General features: G+C 42.8%; 12 protein-coding genes and 1 pseudogene. 1 reads left to right on the forward strand and 12 read right to left on the reverse strand.

Going from position 1 to position 21,549, the window contains the following annotated elements; all coding sequences use genetic code 11:
- Positions 1-66 precede the first annotated feature (66 nt).
- The 6 genes and pseudogenes from N482_RS19610 to N482_RS19640 form a co-directional block, all read right to left on the reverse strand.
- A pseudogene (locus tag N482_RS19610) lies at positions 67-1,190 on the reverse strand (IS3 family transposase).
- Between the two features lie 305 nt (positions 1,191-1,495).
- Positions 1,496-3,886, reverse strand: a complete 2,391-nt coding sequence (locus N482_RS19620) for a glycoside hydrolase family 15 protein (RefSeq protein WP_063378671.1) — start codon at positions 3,884-3,886, stop codon at positions 1,496-1,498.
- Positions 3,887-3,908: 22 nt separating this feature from the next.
- Positions 3,909-5,399, reverse strand: coding sequence for an MFS transporter (locus tag N482_RS19625; RefSeq protein WP_063378672.1), 1,491 nt, complete (start codon positions 5,397-5,399; stop codon positions 3,909-3,911).
- A 2-nt stretch (positions 5,400-5,401) separates the two neighbouring features.
- On the reverse strand, positions 5,402-7,240 hold the full coding sequence (locus N482_RS19630; RefSeq protein ID WP_063378673.1) for an alpha-amylase family glycosyl hydrolase: 1,839 nt from the start codon (positions 7,238-7,240) through the stop codon (positions 5,402-5,404).
- Between the two features lie 202 nt (positions 7,241-7,442).
- Positions 7,443-8,945: a tryptophan halogenase family protein gene (locus N482_RS19635; protein ID WP_063378674.1), complete on the reverse strand. Its 1,503-nt coding sequence runs from the start codon at positions 8,943-8,945 to the stop codon at positions 7,443-7,445.
- A gap of 100 nt (positions 8,946-9,045) precedes the next feature.
- Complete coding sequence (locus N482_RS19640) at positions 9,046-11,904, reverse strand: TonB-dependent receptor (RefSeq protein ID WP_063378675.1); 2,859 nt, start codon at positions 11,902-11,904, stop codon at positions 9,046-9,048.
- A 643-nt stretch (positions 11,905-12,547) separates the two neighbouring features.
- Here N482_RS19640 and N482_RS19645 point away from each other — a divergent pair.
- Positions 12,548-14,170, forward strand: coding sequence for an alpha-glucosidase family protein (locus N482_RS19645; RefSeq protein WP_063378676.1), 1,623 nt, complete (start codon positions 12,548-12,550; stop codon positions 14,168-14,170).
- A gap of 61 nt (positions 14,171-14,231) precedes the next feature.
- On the opposite strand, the gene N482_RS19650 is transcribed toward N482_RS19645, so the two are convergent.
- The 6 genes from N482_RS19650 to N482_RS19675 form a co-directional block, all read right to left on the reverse strand.
- Positions 14,232-15,815, reverse strand: a complete 1,584-nt coding sequence (locus N482_RS19650) for an EAL domain-containing protein (protein WP_063378677.1) — start codon at positions 15,813-15,815, stop codon at positions 14,232-14,234.
- Positions 15,816-15,957: 142 nt separating this feature from the next.
- Positions 15,958-16,257 (reverse strand): integration host factor subunit alpha, encoded by a 300-nt coding sequence (gene ihfA / locus N482_RS19655; protein WP_010377997.1) that lies wholly within the window; start codon positions 16,255-16,257, stop codon positions 15,958-15,960.
- A 2-nt stretch (positions 16,258-16,259) separates the two neighbouring features.
- Positions 16,260-18,647 (reverse strand): phenylalanine--tRNA ligase subunit beta, encoded by a 2,388-nt coding sequence (gene pheT / locus N482_RS19660; RefSeq protein WP_063378678.1) that lies wholly within the window; start codon positions 18,645-18,647, stop codon positions 16,260-16,262.
- Between the two features lie 13 nt (positions 18,648-18,660).
- Positions 18,661-19,641, reverse strand: a complete 981-nt coding sequence (gene pheS / locus N482_RS19665; RefSeq protein WP_063375013.1) for a phenylalanine--tRNA ligase subunit alpha — start codon at positions 19,639-19,641, stop codon at positions 18,661-18,663.
- An 84-nt stretch (positions 19,642-19,725) separates the two neighbouring features.
- Positions 19,726-20,430, reverse strand: a complete 705-nt coding sequence (gene hda / locus N482_RS19670; RefSeq protein WP_063359204.1) for a DnaA regulatory inactivator Hda — start codon at positions 20,428-20,430, stop codon at positions 19,726-19,728.
- Positions 20,431-20,432: 2 nt separating this feature from the next.
- Positions 20,433-21,488 carry a DUF2066 domain-containing protein gene (locus N482_RS19675; protein ID WP_063378679.1) on the reverse strand — a complete coding sequence of 352 codons (1,056 nt, stop codon included), beginning with the start codon at positions 21,486-21,488 and terminating at the stop codon, positions 20,433-20,435.
- Between the last annotated feature and the right edge of the window lie 61 nt (positions 21,489-21,549).

Genomic DNA, 21,549 nt, shown 5'->3' on the forward strand with positions numbered 1-21,549 from the left:
ACAAAGTGCGATCCCGCCCTGCCATTGGTTGGAAACATAAGCTCATTTTTTAAGTGGTTGATCCAATCATGCAGCGTATCTTTGCTTACCGAAGTAAACTTCATCAGGTGTTAGTTCATTTAGCCCTTGATGATTACGCTCTTCATTATAAAACACCAAGTAGTTGCCGATTTCAAGTTCTGCTTCTCTTGGGGTGTCATATGCCTTTAAATAAACCTCCTCATATTTTAGACTTCTCCATAATCTTTCTATAAAAACATTGTCTATCCAGCGACCTTTACCATCCATGCTGATCCGTATATTTTGCTCAAGCAGCTTCTGTGTGAACTCGGTACTAGTAAACTGACTGCCTTGATCTGAGTTGAAGATTTCAGGTTTACCGTAGTGTTGAATTGCATCTTCAAACGCTTCTATGCAAAAGTGCGTATCCATGGTGTTTGAAAGTCGCCAAGACAATACCTTGCGACTATACCAGTCAATAATCGCAACTAAATATAAGAAGCCCTTAGCCATGGGAATATAGGTAATATCAATTGTCCAAGCTTGGTTCGGGTAAGTCACTTCGATATCACGCAGCAGGTAGGGGTAAACCTTGTGTGCCTTATTCGCCAGTGTTGTTTTTGGCTTGGGATAAATCGCGGCAATACCCATCTGCCGCATGATTCTGACAACCCGCTTACGATTAACATGGCGGTTCTGTTTAGCCAGCTCAGTACGAATACGGCGACTGCCCATAAAAGGATACTGGAGGTGAATTTCATCAATCATACGGCGTAAACCAATTTCCTCAGTAGAGAGGCCAATGGGTTGATAGTAAGCGGTCGAGCGAGCAATATTAAGCTGCTCACACTGACGCTTTATTGATAGTTGGGTTGATTTATACAGCGAATGCTTACGCTGTGCCCGCTCTAACGACCGAGCACTTTCGCCAAAAAATCATTTTCCATAGTTAACTGACCGATTTTAGCGTGAAGCTTATCCATTTCTTCTGAGTTGCCTTTACCTACTTGGCTTTCAGAAGCGAAGATCATAGCAGCATTTTCAAGCAGTTCTTTTTTCTATGTGGATATTTGGTTTGCGTGAAGGTTGTATTTTTGTGCTAATTCAGCAACGGTTTTATCCCCTTTAGCAGCGGCCAATGCCACTTTAGTTTTAAATTCAGGAGAGTGGTTTCTGCGTTTTCTAGTCATCATCTGTTCCAATATTTTTGGTTACTATCAAAACAGATCAATCACTTAAAGTCATGTCCGAAAATTGGGGCTAGCTCTTATCACTCCTTCGATACTTCAATAAATACAACTAAATTGAAAAACGTCATACTTCTCCCTAAATAGCATTTCACGCTCATTGTACAAACAAAGTTGTTAATTATATTTCTATTAGTCATTTAGAAATGAGTATATAGGGGACAATAGGATAAAGGCATCAATTCACAATACAATTAAGCACAATTGAGTGGGTGATGTCGTGTTAATACATCACCCTAGGATAAGTGTTACTTCAATTGCTCACTAACAACAGGGTAGTGGTCCCAGACATTTTTATCTGCAAGTGAACGAACTAATTTAACGTACTCGGCATGTGTCCAAGCAAGTGGGGTTGCTGAGTTAGTGCCTTCTCCGAGCTGATAACCAAATGGGTTAACACCGACGCCATCCCAAACTTGCTCTGGTAGCATCAAGCCTTCATTGGCAAAGTGCTCCATACCACGTACATAGGTATGCTTAATGCGCGTCACCGCCTCTTTGTTTAAGCCTTTGGTTGCAGCCACAGCGGCTATCTCATAATGCCCTTTTTCGCCAGTAAAGAACGGCCATACTCGACCACGCTGCCCCGGCGTATTTTGGCCTCCTTCCGCATAGTTAGTCCCTTTAACTTCATCTTCGCCATAACCATCATTACCATAACGACGAAAACCTGGGTAAGTATTTGGATCGCCTGCAAAGGTAAAGCTGTATTTAACACGCAGGTTTTCAGGTAAAGTTTCATCTTCATACTCAGGGAGTGTTTTCAAAATGCTTGGCGCATCAGCATCCCTGACACCATAACGAACAAGTTCTAAGAAACCACCATCAATGATCTGGCGCTTATCTAAGCCTGCACGACCATTGTTATCACCCAGTTTGGTTGAAGTATTTGGATCCTCATCTCGTGCAATTCGGAAGAAGTATTCACCATCTGCGTCTTTGCCTTGCAAGTTACCTTTAGTCGTGAACATCAGCTTTTCAACGCTACCGTTATACTGTTTGGCAGTCTCTAGATACTTTTTCTGACCAGTTTTATCGCCAGCTAACTTCGCGATATCGCTTGCTGTAACTAGGCCCGCAATAATTGCGGCTGTGGTCGAAGGTGAATAACCATCTTGCTCTTCCCAGCGTTCTTGTTGTGTTGCAGGTGGTGTAATTTGCGTGTCATTCCACAGAATCTTAGCAAGGCCACCATCTACTAAGAACTCAGCAGCAGGTTTGAGCATGCGCTCATACCAGTAGACTAGTTTTTCATCGCTAAGTACACCCGCTTGCCATAGTTTCCAAGCAAGCATGATTGGCATCGCAGTTTGGTCAAGCTGAACGCCTACCCACTCTAGCTCACCATCAACGTGAGTTTTTTGTAAAAACCAGCCTGTATCGCCCTGGTTACCCGGCGTACCATCAGTCACTTGCACCTTCTCAAGATATTCAAAGGATGTTAATGCGGTGTCAGGGTCACCCATGGCCATAAATGCCATTGCTACTTGATAAAAGTCACGTACCCACACAGCTTTGTATCCCGTATGGCCCTGCTCAGCAGCAACAGTATCGCCCCATGGGTTCGACAGTGATGCGATTAATGCCCCTGCGTGCGTTTTATCTTCTTGGGCCTTTAAGACCAATGCACTGACATTCAGCAATTTACCGCTATCTGTGGTGTAATTAGCAAGACGCTGCATAGGTTCAAGACTTGCTAAATAGTCTTCCCAGCCAATGTGGTTACCTTGACCATTATAGTGCGCAAGTACTTGGTCATACCCCTTGCCTAGCGCTGCTGCCCCTTGTGCAAAGCTATCCGCTTGTGACTTACCAAAACTCAAAGCGAGATCAAATGTCGCAGATCCCTTAACTTCACCCAGCTCAGCAAGCCAATTTACATTGCCTTTTGTTTCACCTGTACTTTGGTATGTGCGAGTCAGTGCATGATTTTCCTTAAGTTCATTTAGGTTATCGCTGCTGCCAGTAAAGCCAACCGATGCCTGAGCAAACTTCGTGCTGCTTTGCAAAGTCAGAAAGTTATCTGCTTCCCATGCAACCAGACCTTTGTCAGTCACTGTTGCCGAATCATTCAGACCATTGTTATTCACATATGGATTGACGTTCACAAATGCTTTTACGCCGCTCAGCTGTGTATCAACTTTTGCTCTTACAAAAAGTGTCTGTCCATCGGGGTCTGTGAAAATATGCTTTTCTAATGTGAAACGACCTTGTTTGTCTTTACTGATCACTTTATAAGCCAGTGATAACGGGCGGCCTTGCGCATCTTTGTAAAGGTAGTCAATAAACACATCTAACTCATCGCGTTCGGTAATGGTAAAGTCCTCACCTGTGACGATAAATTGCATATCGCGGATCTGCGCTTGGTGAATAAGACCAAACATGGTTTCGGTGATCATGCCTTTGGCAATTGAAAACCATACTTTAGACACTTCACCTGTTTTTGCATCGTTTGCATACTGGCCATTTTTATAGGCTTCATAAGACGTACCGATGCCTGTTTTATCTGAATAGGTCCAAAAAGGTTTATCACCTGGCGCTCCAGGTGCAGTCTCAATTTTTTGTGTATTCGTTGCGCTACCACAACCGATAAGGCCTGCGGCAATCAAAGCCAACGACAAACATGACAATTTTTTCATTTTTACTCCCCTGTGGCCTGCGTTATTGCGCACTTGTTTTAACACGCGCAACCGACAGCGCCGCTAAAATAAACGACACACCACCAATAACTAATGCATAAATAGGTTGATTCTCGAAAACATTTCTTAAGATAAGGCCAAGCACACTGGCTGCCATCAATTGCGGGACAACGATAAAGAAGTTAAAAATCCCCATAAACACACCCATTTTGTGTGCTGGCAGCGCGTCACTTAGCATCGCGTAAGGCAGTGATAAGATTGACGCCCACGCAAAGCCGATACCTATCATTGGCACCCATAATAGGCTTGGATCAGATATAAATTTAAAGCTGTTCAGCGCAACCGCACCCAATAACAAGTTAATACCGTGTGCCCACTTTAACCCGACTCTCTTAACCACATAAGGAATGCATAGCGCTGCCAAAGCTGCAAAACCATTGTATGCGGCAAATAAAATTCCGACCCAGTCTGCGCCATCGTTATAAGCTTTTGATGTCACATCGGTTGTGCCATAGTGGAAGCTAGTCACCGCAGAAGTGGTATAAATCCACATCGCAAATAGTGAAAACCAGCTAAAAAATTGAACTACCGCAAGCTGTTTCATGGTGTCTGGCATAGTAAAGACATCATAGATCACTTCGTAAAAGCCACCGTCAGTACGTTGTTTATTCTGGAAATACCCAGCGATAAGGATAATTGCTGAAAACGACAGCAACAGAGCACTGAGTAAATACAGTTCTTTTTCCAGATCTAAAATCGTCACACCCGCTAAAATTAAGCCACCAACTGCACCACTAAATAATGCAAACTTTGCAAAGTTTATGGTTTGCTTAGGCTTTGCAGCGGCTTGTTTTAAAGAAGGCGATTCAAACTCTGTAAGTTGCTCAGGGGTATACTCTTTGGTTTTAAAAATCGTCCACCCAACTGCCAAAAATAGGATCATGCCGCCAAAGTAGAAAGCATACTTAACGGATTCAGGTATCTCGCCTGGGGCTGCGGTGTTGCTGATCCCAAACCAATTGGTCATCATCCACGGCAAAGCTGAGGCGATAATGGCACCAATACCGATGAAAAAACTCTGCATTGCATATCCAGTTGCACGTTGCTTTTTGTTGAGATTATCTCCCACTAATGCACGAAACGGCTCCATGGTTACATTAATTGACGCATCCATTATCCAAAGCATACCCGCAGCTATCCAAAGCGTTGGTGAATTAGGCATGATAAACAGTGACAATGTCGTGAGGATCGCGCCGTATAAAAAGAACGGCCTACGACGTCCGAGCCCAGTCCAAGTTCTATCGCTCCAGTAGCCAATAATGGGTTGAACGATTAACCCAGTGAGTGGCGCTGCCACCCATAAAATGGGAATATCATCAACCGACGCACCTAACGTTTGAAATATTCGACTTACATTACCGTTTTGTAATGCAAAGCCAAACTGAATGCCCATAAAACCAAAGCACATATTCCAAATTTGCCAGAAACTCAGTTGAGGTTTTTGTTTTTGCATAATTAATTCTCTAGCTCATATACAACACTGGCAAGTGGCGCCAATGTCACTGTGAGTTGATTGTGGTTGATGGTCTGCGAGGGGTTAGACTCCAATCTGTCAAACACTTTCCCCTGCCACGTTGCAGGTAACTGAATCGTCACTGTTTGCGGCTTTTGCGCATCAAAATTACTTGCAATCAGTAATTGTTGAGTTGAATTTTCACGGCCAAATGCCATTACTGTTTCTGCTGGTTTGTTACTGCTATCCAATGTTGTCAGTTGTCGCAACTCACCATTTTTAACAGCAGAGAGCGAACTTAAACTCATCAGCTTTTTGTAGTATTGGCGAAGGGCACGCTGCTCAGGTATTAACTGGCCGCCATCAAACTTGCCATTATTCATCCAAGCCTGATGTGCAGGGACACCAATGTAGTCAAATATGCTGGTACGACTCGGCTTACCAAACCCGGCCATTTCCGATCCGTCTTCACCTACGGATTGGCCAAAATACAACATGGTTGGCGCTTTACTGATCAAGTGACTCACGACCATAGCAGGCTTACCTTTTTCTGCGCTGCCGGCAAATTCTGGACTAGCAATACGCTGCTCATCATGATTTTCTAAAAAGTGCAGCATATGAGGTGCAATATCTGACACACTTAAGTGTGAATCCATAACACTCTGTGCAGTACCTGTGCCTTGCATCAGTAGCTTCAAGCTGTCATAAAAGCCTACTTTGTCGTATAAAAAGTCCATTTTACCTTGGTGAATATATGGGCGGTAAAGAGTTGGGTTATACACTTCAGCTAATAGAAAAGCGCCTGGATTTTGCATTTTGATAGATGAGTTTAAAAAGCTCCAAAACTCAACTGGCACCATTTCAGCCATATCGTAGCGGAAACCGTCTACGCCTTTGTCGAGCCAATATAATGTAATATCCCTAAATTTATACCAGCTGTCTGGTAGATCTTTACCTTGCCAAAATGCATAGTGAGCGCGGTAGTCTTGCTTTGCCATATCAGCTGGCAGCATTGGAAAATCATAACTGCCATCAGGGCGAACACCATAGTTCACTTTGACAGTTTCATACCAATCATGGATGTGGGGCTGTGCTGCACGTGCACCATTTCCTGTCCACTTAGCGGGAGACTCTGAAAACTCTCCGTCTACCAATGGATGTGGTTTGCCACCTAATACTTGATAGTCCGTTGACTCCGGCACTTTGAAATCTTGCTCTGTTACATAATAAAAGTTGTTGTCACGCGCATACACCAATGAAGTGTTATCCTGTGCACCAAAGTCTTTTGCCACTTGCGGTCCATTCAATGATTGATAATTACGCGCAACATGATTGGGAACAATGTCAATCACCACTTTCATATCGGCATCATGAGTGCGCTGGATCAGCGCTTCAAACTCAGCGAGACGCTTCGCTGGATCTAGTGCTAAGTCAGGATTAACATTGTAATAATCTTTGATGGCATAGGGTGAGCCTGCGCGCCCTTTCACGACATCAGGGTCATCAATGCCGATACCATATGCACTATAATCAGCTACCAAAGCATGATGTAGCACCCCGGTGTACCAAACGTGGGTTACACCCATTGCTTTGATTTCAGCCAACGCCTTTGGTGTAAAGTCATCAAATTTACCCACACCATTTTGCGCCGCCGTGCCCCAAGGCACGTTGTTTGTTTCGGTGTTGCCAAATAGTCGAGTAAACACTTGGTAAACGACGGGCTTTTGCTCTTGTTGTTTGGCTTGTCCACTTTGCTCGTTCACGTTAGCAGACTGACATGCAGTCAATATCATGCTTCCCGAGATCAGGCTAAGTGCAAGCACCAAAGGTTTTATTGTCATTATCTTGTTGTCATATTGGTATTTTAATTGAGTCTACTGACTTGTAGCCCACTGTTGAACCACTTGCATACGTATTCAAAGTCATGATTAATTTGTTATTCATATAAAAAAACGCGAAGTATGATACATACTTCGCGCCATGAAAAGTTGTCGCTTATTGTGCGCAGTTTGCCTAGGCTATCTAATGACCGCAATTTTTACATTAATCAATGAAACGAGCCAACTGAGCACGGTGATCCGCAAAGTTCAAACCACACCTTCTGATATAGTCACGGATTTGGCTCAAGTCGTGTTTATTCGTCGATTGGCTTGCAGCAACAAGTTGGCGCTGCTCTGGGTAAATACCGTACCCGGCTAATAAACAATGCCAACTGGCAGATGGATAATATTTATCAATATCCTGCCTATCTAGTTCATCTGATAAATTCTTACCCTGTACCCACGTATTTAAAACGTCGAATAAGGATTTTGAAAGCTGGTTGTTATTTGCATTGTCACGCCAATAAGCTGTATCTGTGCGGCTATTAACCCGGTAGTGCGCGACAATATAATCTCTGATGGCTTGATACCTTTGTGACATCATTTGATTGTGCTTGTCTTGCCCTTTGCAACTAAAGTTCTGTTCTTGGTAGCACTCAATAAATGACTGAACGGTTTCTTGAACTATATGTAAAGCAGTCGCTTCCAGTGGCTCAATAAACCCTTGAGACAGCCCAATTGCGACACAGTTTTTATGCCAGTGCTCTTTTACTTGACCCACTTTCATATTAAGGTGCCTTGCTTCAACGTCACTGTCTAACAGCCCAAGTGCAGCCCTTAATTCTGTTTCTGCTTGGTCTTTTCCACAGTATTTTGAACTGTAGACATAGCCATTACCTATACGGTTAGTTAAGGGGATATGCCAGCTCCATCCAAACTTTCTAGCCACAGAAGTGGTTTCAGACGCAATAACGTTACCCTGCTCGGTAGCAAGCACAACGGCGCTGTCGTTAAATAAGTTATTTTCAAATGATTCGAATCCAACTTGCATATGCTGCTGCATCAACAAGCCAGAAAACCCCGAGCAATCAATGAAGATATCACCGCAGATTTCTTGGCCTTCTTCACAGACTAATGCCGCAATAGTACCATCAGTATTTTTACGCACATCCGTTACACGTGCTTGAATGTGCTCGACACCAAACTCTCTCGCTTTCTCTGCGAGTAATTGGCCTAACTTGCCCGAGTCAAAATGATACCCATAGTTGATTTCAAAGGGAAAATTCTCAGCTGCAATGGGGGCTTTGGCATGCTCAGCTAAATAAGTTGATAAGAAAAATAGATCGGGGTGTCCTTCGAGATCAATCCCTTTTCGACGAACAAAACTGTTATGGAAAAACGCTGGCGCTGAGTAATCGTCAGGCTGTGCTGGAAACGGGTGAAAATACTGCTCAAACCCAGGCCTTGTTGACCAGTTCACAAAACGAATTCCGTTTTTGTAAGTGGCGTTACACTTAGGCATCCACTGAGATTCTGGCACCTCAATAAAGTCCATAAAAGCTTTAAATTGAGGAGTTGACCCTTCCCCTACCCCTATAATTCCGATATCAGGTGACTCTACCACACCAACATGGATATCCTTATCGCACCAACTTTTTGCAATAAGGTTTGCCGCTATCCAACCAGCAGTTCCTCCACCTAGTATGACAATTTTTCTGCTATTCATTGTCTTCCCCCTGATACACCATTTAGTAAACGATTTATAAAACAAAGCCACCAAAACATACGTTCTGGTGGCTTATATTTCAAGTGGCTAACTTTGCTAGTTAAAAGCTGTAGTTAAAGCCTAAGAAGTATTGACGACCAAATACTTTATCTTCACCTGTTCTAAGTGAACTACCTAGGTTTGAAGTATTCGGTTCATCTGTCAAGTTGTTGATCTGGAATACAGTTTGTATTCCGTTGTCAAAGTCATACGTCGCTTGCCAGTCAACAACGGTGTACTCATCAGCCGTTGTAGGTGTGGTGCCACCAGGTGTCGCCCCCAAGTACGTGTACTCGTCACGGTAACGAATATTTAAATGCGTTGTGAACTTATCGATATTCCAGAATATTGTCGTACTCCACACATGCTTAGACAAGCCCGGTAAATCCAATTGTAAATCTGGGAAGTTGCTGCCACCATCAATCGTGGTTTCACTTTCTGTGTATGAGTAGTTCGCATTTAATCCCAAGCCAGAGAAAACCCCTGGCAGGCTATCAAACAAGGTTGTATATGCTAACTCAAGACCTCGAACGTATCCGCCTTTGTCATTGTTGCGCGTCGTTTGATATTGACCAGGTACAAACCCTTCAGGCACTTCTAGGCCAATTGTAGTCCAGTCAATTTCACCTTCGAAGTAAGTGACATCTTCAACCAATGACTCAATATTTTTCCAAAATAGTGCCGCGACAAATGCACCGCCATCTTCAAAATAATGCTCATACGACAGGTCCATTTGATTTGCTCTGAATGGATCTAGATTTGGATTACCTTTAGACCAAACGTTGTATCTTCGGCTTACACCATCGTTAGCAGTATCCGCCCAAGAACCCGCACCACCACGTAATTGATTCACAGGAGGTCGTCCCATTACTTTTGCAGCAGCAAAACGGATTTGATCTTGCTCGGTAATGCGGAAATTAAGGTTTAGTGATGGCAGGATATCTGTATATTCAGGGCCATAGTTTACATGGCGATAATCTGTGCTAGTTACGCCATTGTCATCAGTAATTGAGTCGCCGACCTCGTCACCTTGGATTTGCTGAATACCAATAGACTTAGTATCTGTGCGTACCGCTCGTACACCAAAGTTACCTGATACTGGAATATTACCAATCTCAGTATCGATGTTAGCCATAACGTAAGCCGCTGTAACTTCCTCTTTAACTGCGCCACTTTCTACTAGAGTCCAGTTATGCTCCCAAGTTTGTTGCCCTTCATAGTTTCCAGCACCAAATACAGAGTTAGCAATACCTATCATGTCTAGGTCGAAGTAATCAAAGCCCCCACCGTTTTTAACAGTGACAAAGCCAGTTAAATCATGTGGCACGCAAGCGTGATTTTGGTGGTTAAACTCACAGTTTTTGTTTGTAACTATCTCACCATTTGGTAAACGATAGCCATTTTGTCCTTCACGAGCACCCCAGCGGAACGTTGAACGCTGATCTGTAAACTCACGTTTAGACCAACGTACACCCACTTCAACCGACGAAATAATGTCGTGTTCAATATGGTATTTAAAGTCTAATTTCGCGCTATCGATTTTATCAGTGTACTTATGAGGGAATTGCTCCCAGTCACCCAAGCGCATATGAGCTAGGTCAGTATAGTCATGGCCCAATACCAATTTTGCAGCATCTGTAGACTGATGTTCAAAACCAAAGTATTGGTTGCTTAGCTCCTGCCAAGTTTCTACTACAGTCCCGTCTTCCAACGTTGCCGTACCGAATTCATAGGCATGCATAGACGCAATCATATCGCGGCGCGTTTTTTCCCCTTCACTGTGAGCAAAGTCGAAGCTGATTTCCCACTTATCAGTAGAGTAATCTAGGTTCAAACCAAAGCTATCCGTTGTAGACTCAGTTGATTGGTCTTCAGAACGCATTTCTACCCAAGGGCCATTTGTGTCTGTTATGTAAACATCACCCGCAACCAAAAAGCCATTATCAAGCTTAGCATTTCTCAGGTCATATAAATCGCTAGAACGCGATAAGCCTTCTAAGTTCAAACCGTTTTTGCGGTCTTCCGAATCAAATGTAGAGTGGAAGTAGTCAAACTGAACCTTAAGATTATCAGTTGGCTGATAAACTAAAGTACTCATCAAACCCAAACGCTCATCAGTACCAACTGAGTTTCTGTACTGATAACCGTTAAATGAACGCTCATTAGCTTCACCATCACCATCGATATCACGTGTACCTTCAGGAGAATGGCCTGAGAATTCAACCGAACTATTTGGCTGATTTAGGAATGCTGCACCAATGCCAAAGCCTAATGTTTCATCTAGAAACTTACCTTGGTAAGAAAAGCTTAAACGCTCTCCGCTTGCGTCTGCGTCGATGTCCGATGCAGCGTCATTGTGCGAAAATCTTGCGCTGGCATTAAAGTTATGTGTCTTATCTGCATCAAGTGGGTTCGCTGTTTTAAGCTCAACGGTACCCGCAACGCCGCCTTCTACTAGAGAGGCTTTAGGCGACTTATAAACAGCAGCCTGCGTGATGAGTTCAGATGGGTATTGATCAAAAGAGATCCAACGGCTACCCGCAGAGTATCCACTCGTACTGGCTTGCTCTCTGCCGTTTAATGTTGTTTGAATGAAATCTCCGTTCATACCACGAATATTTAGCTGAGATGATTGACCGCTGTCTCTCACAGCTGTGACACCCGGTAAACGGCTCAGTGCGTCTGCAATTGATATATCTGGTAAAAAAGCTAGGTCCCCCGCATCAACCACTTCTGATACGGTATCGCCAAATCGTTTTTTATCAATTGAAGCAATGATACTGCGGCTGATGCCACGAACTTCGATTACTTCAACTTCTTCATTCTTCTTTGCTGCTTCCTGCTCTTGCGCACTTACAGAGTGACTTACACCAGCAGCAATTAATGCAGCTGTTAATAAGCTTGGTTTGAACGTAGACATATTGTTTTATCCCAATTAGCTTTTTATACGTCGCTTCAATTGTTATTCATTGCAATCATTGACACCAATACTGCAAAAATAAGTTCATGTGACGTTAATTTTGTTGTCACCGGCAATAGTAGCGCTGTGACTTGGCTGCTCACAACTTTATGCATACGTATTCAAAAATGATTGAGCGGTAATTCCATGCAATTCATCGTCTAAAAAAAGATTCTAATCTTCTGTTTTATATACTCTTATTTAAAGCTTCAGTGCTTTTAACAAAAACCTCTAGATATTTAATAATACTTTACATTCATGTAACCAATCAGCCTCTAGTTGACTAAATATGACAGGATTCTTACAGAAATATGAGTTTGCGAACACCGAATGAAAATTGGTATTACCAATATTTAGTCGTTTATCCCATAAAAGTACTGCACTTTATATTCTCCCACTATAAATTGGTAAAGTTATATATATAAACCTCACCACAATACTCTTTTGACAAAAAAATGAAGTAATTTTGATGCATACGTATGCAGTTTTTTTACTCATATGCGAGCATGCCGTATGCTTTTCGACAATGTTAATGACCCGATTCACATTGCTCTCAAATGTAATTGAGAAAGTGAAATCACTGCACAAAGCTGGAGAACAGTGCATGGCTCAAAATGAATGGTGGAAAGGTGCGGTAATTTATCAAATTTACCCACGTAGTTTTCAAGACACCACAGGTGATGGTATTGGTGACCTTAATGGCATTATAAACCGCTTAGACTACATTAAGTCATTAGGCGTCGATGCGGTATGGATCTCACCTTTTTTTAAATCACCGATGAAAGACTTTGGATACGATATCAGTGATTACAGAGATATCGATCCAATGTTTGGTAGTATTGGTGATTTTGACAAACTTATAGAGCAAGCACACCAGCGCGATATTAAGATCATTATAGATCAAGTGTTAAGTCATACATCTAATGAGCACCCATGGTTCGTTGAAAGTCGTATTGATAAATTCAACAACAAGGCAGACTGGTATGTTTGGGCAGACGCAAAGCCGGACGGTAGCCCCCCAAATAATTGGCTATCTATATTTGGGGGTGTTGCGTGGCAATGGGAGCCAAGAAGATGCCAATACTATTTACACAATTTTTTGACTGAACAACCAGATTTGAACTTCCATAATCCTGAAGTTCGTAAAGCAGTACTTGATAACGTCAAGTTCTGGCTAGACAAAGGTGTCGATGGCTTCCGTTTGGATGCAATTAACTTTTGCTTTCATGACAAGGAGCTAAGAGACAACCCTGCGAAACCAAAAGAGCTGCGTCAAGGGCGTGGATTTAGCGAAGACAATCCTTACGCATTCCAGTACCACTACTATAACAACACACAGCCTGAAAACTTAGCGTTTATGGCTGAAATTAGATCGCTATTGGATCAGTATCCAGGGACCGTAAGCTTAGGTGAAATTTCATCTGAGGACTCATTGCAAACGATGGCTGAGTACACCTCTGGTGGAGATAAGCTACATATGGGTTATAGCTTTGAGTTACTAACCGATGACTACAGTGCTCAATACATCAGAGAAACAGTCTCGCGTTTAGAAGCGGTTATGACTGAAGGATGGCCTTGCTGGGCTTTTAGTAACCATGATGTACAACGAGTTGCGAGTCGCTGGTCAAAAGATGGTAAGAGTGTGGATCCAAAGCAGGTAAAAATGTTGACTGCACTACTTGGTTCTCTTCGCGGTAGCGTGTGTATGTATCAAGGTGAAGAACTTGGACTAGGTGAAGCTGAAGTCGCATTTGAAGACCTTCAAGATCCGTATGGCATAACATTCTGGCCAAACTTTAAAGGCAGAGACGGTTGTCGCACGCCAATGCCTTGGGCAAGTGATCAGCAAAATGCAGGATTTACCGACGGAGCACCTTGGCTTCCGGTATATAAAGCTCATGCCAGCAAGTGTGTAAAAAGCCAAGAGCAAGATACTAGCTCTACACTGTCACAGTACAAATCCTTTTTAGCCTGGCGAGTGACTCGACCAGAGCTACTTACTGGTGAGATTGAGTTTATTGCTACCCACGAACCCGTACTTGGCTTCTACCGTATACTTAATGAAAAAAAGTTACTCTGTTTATTCAATTTATCTGAACAAACTGTAGAATTTGAGGTCGAACAATATAATTATATCTCTATTAAGGACGTTGCTCATCAAACACGTGAGCAAGCAGCAGGAAAAGTAACCCTGCCCGGTTACGGCTGTTTTTTCGCATCTATCTAGCACAGATGAACCAAAAGCCCCCAAAAGGGGCTTTCTTCGCGATTAATTTCTTTCCAAAAAGCTAAAGAGCACGTTTTAATTCGTTAATTTTAAGCGCTTTGTAATAGTACCAACCTTGGTGAATAGACACGCCCCTTTCGCATAAATAATTCGCTTGCTGCTGTGTTTCTACCCCTTCCGCAATGAGCCTTTTGTTTAGCTTTGCAGCCATTTCGATCACTGCATTCAAAACCGGCGACTGTAGATTGTCCAACCCAATCGACGCAACAAAGCTCTGATCGATTTTCAACAAGTCGATGGGAAAGCTCTGCAAATATTGCAAACCGCTATAACCCGTACCAAAATCATCAACAGCAATTTCGACTCCAGTATTTACGAGCTGCTGCAAGATAAGCTTTATTTTCGCTTCCGACAGTACATCTCGCTCGGTCAGCTCAATAGTCAAATTGTTAAAAAAACCTTTCGCTTGACACAACTTTTCGATATAGCTTGGGCACATAAGTAAATACCCATTGACGTTAAACGAAACTTTAAAATCACTGTTTTTTCTGAGCAAGGGCCTGAGATCTTTTAATGCTAAATCGATTTGATATAGAGAGAGCTCAAGTATGGTCCCGTCACGCTCCGCCTCAGGTACAAAATAAGCGGGGCCCAGCTCACCTTCGAGTGGGTGCATCCAACGAATGAGTACCTCAGCCCCCTCAATTTTTTGGCTTTGCGCATTAACCAAGGGCTGGTAGACATTAAACAGTTCTCTGCGATTAATCGCGTCTAGTAGCAATGTGCGACTGCTCAATAAACGTTTATCATAATGATTCAGTAATAGCACCAGTCCTACCCAAGATGCTAAATAAAGAAGGCATAACACTAGTAACCATAACGGGTCGGGGATGCCCAATAATCGGGCTTCCTTGCTTACAACCACAGCCAAGCGTGGCACATTTTTAAATGGCTTTATGTACAAGTATTTACTGGTTTGATCATCGAATCGCGCCTCAACCTCTGTACTTCGACTTAACGGAAATAATTTATGATCAAGCGGTAAGCTGTACTGGCCTTGCAAGAATACGGGCACGCCTGTCTCAGTATCAACAACAGCGACAAAATCTAACGATTTATATTTTCTCAAATGTAACGTGTCATTGATCCAATCGGTTGGTAACAAGGCATTGACCTCGTAGCCATCATGCCTTGTACGGGCCAACACAAAAGCAGGCACCTGCAAAAACTCAGAAATAATCGGACCATGATAACGTAAACCGCGCTTTTTAATTGGCGATGACAGGTACATAGGCGATGACAACATACCAAAAGAGTTGCAAATAAGATTGCCACGCGGGCTCACGATGCCTATTTCGCTGACAGCGGGGTTTTTAAATACAAATTGACGCATTTGACGGATAGTATCGTCATTACATTTTGCGTCAATATGATCTGATTGACGAAGAAACTCGTCAACATTATCTAGCTGTGATTGAAGGTCTACAAGTACGCGTTCCGCCATGCTCTGTACAGACGCTTTTTCAGACTCTTTATGTTGGATATATATGAATGTGAATAATAGCCCAAAAATAAATGAGCAGATCAACCAAGAAACAAAAAAATTTTTGATGCTGTTTGTCCAAGAATGTTTTCTCTGACGCAAGCTAAGTTCCTAGATTCAATAATATGGCAAGAGTTTAGATTTAAATAATTACAAATTTATGACAAAGGATCTGCCTTTACAGACAGATCCTTTTAGTGACAGCTGGCAAAGCTACTAAGCGTAGCTTTGCACCAATCTGATATTAAAGATTTTTACTCGTGCCTACTTCAACACGTGTTTTTAACTTTTGACCAGGTCGAAAAGTTACCACACGCCTTGCAGAAATAGGTATATCTTCCCCAGTTTTAGGGTTTCGACCTGGACGTTCTTTTTTATCACGTAGGTCAAAGTTGCCAAAACCAGAAAGCTTTACCTGCTCTCCATTTTCAAGCGCTGAGCGGATTTCTTCAAAAAACGCTTCAACTAAATCTTTGGCATCCTTTTTATTTATCCCCAATTTCTCAAATAGGTGTTCAGCTATGTCTGCTTTAGTAAGCGCCATATCTAGTCCCTCAACGATGCATTAAATTGTTTGGCCAATTCGGCCACGACTCTGTCTACAACCTCGTTGATATCTTTCTCTTCGAGCGTTTTATCAACTGCTTGTAGGGTTAGGGCAATGGCTAAACTCTTATAATCGGGTTCAATACCTTTGCCCTTATACACATCGAATAAGTTTAGGTCAACTAATTGATTTCCGCCAACTTTCTCAATGCTTTCTAAAATATCGCCTATTTTTACATCATCTGCAACTAAAATAGCAATATCTCTGCGATTTGATGGGAATTTTGAGATACTAACGGCTTCAGGCAGCTTTCTTTGCGTAATCGCAGCCACTTCTACCTCAAACACAAACGCAGTATCGTTCAATTCCAATGCTTTTTGTAATTGTGGGTGAATCGCACCGATAAAACCAACTTTAACACCATCAGCATAAATTGCCGCTGATTGTCCAGGATGTAACCCATCACACGCTTCGGCTTTAAAACTAAATCTAGCAGGGTCATTGCAAACTGCAAGCAATGCTTCAACATCACCTTTAATATCAAAGAAATCTATCTTTCTGCTCGCAATACCCCAATGCTCGTTATGAGTATTACCATAAACAATACCACCAAGCACTGCACTTTGACGAATACCATTTTCAGCACGCTCATCTTTTACGAACTTCAAACCATGCTCAAAAAAGCGAATACGGGATTGCTGACGGTTTTGGTTGTAAACAAGCGCATTCACTAATCCTGGCATCAAGCTAACGCGCATTGCAGACATCTCTACCGAGATAGGATGAGGCAATACCAACGCATCACTCTCTGGGTGAAGTAACGCTTGTTTCTTAGGGTCTACGAAGCTGTATGTAATGGCTTCTTGGTATCCACGAGATACAAGCTCATTTCTGAAACGAGAGACAGGTAACGTAGCTTCTTGATGATCTGTCATCTTAAGAGCTGCACTTGGCGCAACATTTGGGATGTTGTTATAACCAAATACACGTGCGACTTCTTCAATCAAGTCTTCTTCAATGCTGATGTCAAAACGGTAACTTGGTACCTGAGCTTGCCACTGTGCACTTTCAAACGTCACCTCTAAACCTAGGCGAGTAAGAATATCGGTCACCTTTTCGTCTTCGATGTGATAACCGATCACACGGTCTAAACGCTCACGACGTAAAGTCACTGACTTAGCCGCTGGTAAATTAGCTTCTGATACAGCCTCAACAACTGGACCAGCTTCACCACCCACGATTTCTAGTAATAGTGCCGTTGCGCGCTCCATTGCATCGCGCTGAAGCTGGTGATCTACACCTCGCTCATAACGGTGAGACGCATCGGTATGTAAACCATAGCTACGTGCTTGACCTGCAATCACTAATGGGTTAAAGAATGCACTTTCAAGTAGGATATCTTGTGTGCCTTCTTTAACACCTGACGCTTCACCACCAAAAATACCTGCCATTGCAAGCGCTTTTTCGTGATCAGCAATCAATAATGTTGATGTATTAAGCTTTGCAGTATTACCATCTAGTAATACCAACTCTTCATCTTGCTGTGCTTTACGTACTTTAATGCCGCCAGAGATAGCAGAAAGATCAAAAGCATGCATTGGGTGACCAAGCTCAAGTAATACATAGTTAGTTACGTCAACAACCGGGTCGATAGTACGAATACCTGAACGACGTAGTTTTTCAGCCATCCAAAGTGGTGATTCTGCGTCAAGGTTGATGCCTTTGATGACACGACCTAAATAACGAGGACATGCATCACTATCGACTAGTTCGATTTCAACTTTATCATCAATAGTCGGCTCTACGGTATTGATGTCGATTTCTGTTACATCTAAACCGTTTAATACACCAACTTCGCGTGCAAGGCCTTTAATTCCTAAACAATCACTGCGGTTTGCAGTTAGGTCAACATCGATTGTTACATCGTCAAGCGCGAAGTACTCACGAATATTTTGACCGATTGCTGCATCTGTTGGTAACTCTAAAATACCGTCAGAGCTTTCGGCCATGCCAAGCTCTTCAAATGCACACAGCATACCGTGTGAAGGTTGGCCACGTAGCTTTGCTTTTTTGATTTTGAAGCCGCCCGGTAATACCGCGCCGACTTTGGCAACTGCTACTTTTAAACCTGCACGACAGTTTGCCGCACCACATACGATGTCTAATAATTCTTCTTCACCTACGTTCACTTTTGTAACACGTAGTTTATCTGCATCTGGGTGCTGGCCACATTCTACAACTTCGCCAATCACAACGCCGTCGAAATCACCAGCAACTGGGTCAACGCCATCCACTTCTAAACCGGCCATAGACAGCTGTTCAGATAGAGCATCCGTATCGATCGCTGGATTAACCCACTCTCTTAGCCACTTTTCACTAAATTTCATTTTTGGTTCGCTCTTATCTGAATTGGTTTAGGAATTTTAAATCGTTTTCGAAAAATGCTCGTAAGTCATTAACGCCATAACGCAACATAGTTAGACGCTCTACACCCATACCGAAGGCAAAACCAGTGTATTTTTCAGGATCAATTCCAACCGAACGCAATACATTTGGGTGAACCATACCGCAACCAAGTACTTCTAACCATTTACCGTTTTTACCTTTAACATCTACCTCAGCTGAAGGCTCAGTAAACGGGAAATATGACGGACGGAAACGGATCTCCATGTCTTCCTCAAAGAAATTACGAAGGAAGTCATGCAAAATACCCTTAAGCTCAGTAAAGCTCACATTCTCATCAACCATTAGGCCTTCAACCTGATGGAACATTGGCGTATGTGTTTGGTCGTAGTCATTACGGTAAACACGGCCTGGAGAAATAATACGTAACGGCGGTTGCTCAGCTTCCATAGTACGGATCTGAACGCCACTTGTTTGCGTACGCAATACAAGTTTCGGATTGAAATAGAAAGTATCGTGATCAGCACGAGCTGGGTGGTGCTCAGGAATATTCAAAGCATCAAAGTTGTGGAAATCATCTTCAACTTCAGGTCCAGATTTCACTGCAAAACCTAATTCACCAAAGAATGTTTCGATTCGCTCGATTGTACGTGTTACTGGGTGTAGACCACCTGCAGGCGCTGCGCGGCCCGGCAAAGTAACATCGATAGTCTCGGCTGCTAATTTTTGCTCTAGTGCTGCATTGGCTAACGCTTCACGTTTTTCGTTAATCGCAGTTTGTACTTGGTTTTTCGCTTGGTTAATTACTTGACCCGCTTCTTTACGCTCTTCAGGCGCTAGTTTGCCTAAGGTTTTTAGTAATCCAGTAATTTCACCTTTTTTACCAAGGTAGTTAACTCTGACTTCCTCAAGTTGCGCAATCTCACTTGCACTTGACACCGCTTCAAGCGCTTGCGCTAAAATATTCTCTAAGTTCATTCTATACCTGATCTGGTTGAGGTAATTTGCCTTTTCTGAATCAGTTATGATAACTGAAAGGTGGGGCTAGATTCTAGCCCAAATTCACAGCTTTAGGGTGGCTTTTATAAAAGGAATGGTAAGTTTTCGCTGTGCAGCCATAGATGCATGGTCCAACTTATCCAAAACATCCAATAGAGCACGCATATCTCTGCTCAATCGAGTAAGTAAAAATCGCGCACATTCATCACTTAATTCTAACCCGCGCATATTTGCTCGCTTGACTAACGCTTCCGCTTTGTCGTCATCACTCATTGAACGAATTTGAAAGGTTGTGCCCCACGCCAACCTCGACTCGAGATCTGGTAAAGCAATATTTAACATACTCGGAAGTAAATCGGCGGTCATCACTAAGCATTTTCCCGCTTCATTAAAACGGTTAAAAAAGTTAAACAATGCTTTTTCCATTGCATCGTTGCCAGCGACCAAGTGCACATCATCAATACACACAACATCTAAACCGTCTAATCCTTCGAGCACATCAGGACCAAACTTGATCACTTCGCGCAGAGAAATCAAGATGGTTGATAACCCCAGCTCTTGCGCATGAATACAAGTCGCATAAAGCAAATGCGATTTACCTGAGTCTGCGAGGCCGCATAAATAAGTAAACTGAAAGTCCTGCTGAATTTCACTCAGTGCTTTTTTTAAATGTGTTACTTCTAGTGACTTTTCACCTCCAAAGTAGGAGGTAAAAGTTTCATCATCAGGTAGAGTCACCGGTAACGCCAACTGCATAGGATCTAACATTACTACTGCCCCACCCAGCTATACCTTAAATTAGAAGAGCTTGCGACTTGATGAAAAGCACGAGGATCGACATAAACTTCAAACGATTGCTCCAATTTCAGAGACTTCTGTAAATCAGACACCGAAGACATATGCTCTACTTCAAACTGAACTTGTTCTTTATTACGATACACCACGTCCACGCTGTTTACTGTACTAATGGTGAGCAACTGTCTTTTTGCTCGTTCCACTTTATCAAAGGTTCGTAATCCATCAACAGTGATCACTGTACTATTTGTGGCATATGACTTGTTTGGGTCGATCACATACTCATTAGCAAGGGCTGATGACATGTCATTGACCATTGAAATTAGCAATTGCTGCTTATCACCTACAAGCTGAACAGACTCGAACATATCCGCATCGGTATAACGCCAATCTAACTGCCAGCGGCTCGAATTTGGTTGTTTAAACAATCGACCAGTGATCACCCGCTCCGCATTATATCTTGCTGAAGCCGCCTCTACTGGCTCTGAAAAATTGCCCCATACCTCAGCTATTCCGACTTGGGACCTATCGGTAAGGTCCATCAAAGGAACTACCACGGGTATGCCCCACTCTGCGGCGGTATCATAAATCAGTCGCTCTAATTGAGGGTAGCTCTCTTGCGTCACAAAGTCGCGTCGTAAGTTATCTTCAATGGCTAACCAAATCGCAATAAGCGGTCTGCGATTACCCCACAAGCCAAAGCCACTATCCCTAACAAGCTTTTCAACTTTTTCAGCCTCAAAGCGGACTTTAATTTTTAGCTCGCCCTCTATATGTTCTATGTACTCATATTTGAGCATATAGTCCGAAATACGTCGTTTGCTTTTTTTGATCAATGGATGGTCGCCATTACCCGCCTTCCCAGTCAGCTTTTTAATAACCTGATCTAATGCGTCCTGACTGGCCTTTGCTCTAGTTGCCCGGGTTTTGTCATCGACCACCAAAGTAGCTTCATAGAGGTCAGTTACCTCAATCGCATAAGCTGTGCTGCACATCCAAAATAAACAAAGTAGGAAAAGTTTCTGTGCCATTACCAACCGTCTAAACAAATATAAAGTTTGATCCTAATGCAATCATACGCGCTGGTAAAGC

Origin of the sequence: Pseudoalteromonas luteoviolacea NCIMB 1942, from assembly GCF_001625595.1 — a bacterium.
GTDB classification, from domain to species: Bacteria; Pseudomonadota; Gammaproteobacteria; order Enterobacterales; family Alteromonadaceae; genus Pseudoalteromonas; species Pseudoalteromonas luteoviolacea_A.

Excerpts from the sequence above, each read along its gene's own strand:
- N482_RS19620 (WP_063378671.1), bottom strand. The coding sequence starts at position 3,886 with ATGAAAAAATTGTCATGTTTGTCGTTGGCTTTGATTGCCGCAGGCCTT.
- N482_RS19625 (WP_063378672.1), bottom strand. The coding sequence starts at position 5,399 with ATGCAAAAACAAAAACCTCAACTGAGTTTCTGGCAAATTTGGAATATG.
- N482_RS19630 (WP_063378673.1), bottom strand. The coding sequence starts at position 7,240 with ATGACAATAAAACCTTTGGTGCTTGCACTTAGCCTGATCTCGGGAAGC.
- N482_RS19635 (WP_063378674.1), bottom strand. The coding sequence starts at position 8,945 with ATGAATAGCAGAAAAATTGTCATACTAGGTGGAGGAACTGCTGGTTGG.
- N482_RS19640 (WP_063378675.1), bottom strand. The coding sequence starts at position 11,904 with ATGTCTACGTTCAAACCAAGCTTATTAACAGCTGCATTAATTGCTGCT.
- N482_RS19645 (WP_063378676.1), top strand. The coding sequence starts at position 12,548 with ATGGCTCAAAATGAATGGTGGAAAGGTGCGGTAATTTATCAAATTTAC.
- ihfA (WP_010377997.1), bottom strand. The coding sequence starts at position 16,257 with ATGGCGCTTACTAAAGCAGACATAGCTGAACACCTATTTGAGAAATTG.
- pheT (WP_063378678.1), bottom strand. The coding sequence starts at position 18,647 with ATGAAATTTAGTGAAAAGTGGCTAAGAGAGTGGGTTAATCCAGCGATC.
- pheS (WP_063375013.1), bottom strand. The coding sequence starts at position 19,641 with ATGAACTTAGAGAATATTTTAGCGCAAGCGCTTGAAGCGGTGTCAAGT.
- hda (WP_063359204.1), bottom strand. The coding sequence starts at position 20,430 with ATGTTAGATCCTATGCAGTTGGCGTTACCGGTGACTCTACCTGATGAT.
- N482_RS19675 (WP_063378679.1), bottom strand. The coding sequence starts at position 21,488 with ATGGCACAGAAACTTTTCCTACTTTGTTTATTTTGGATGTGCAGCACA.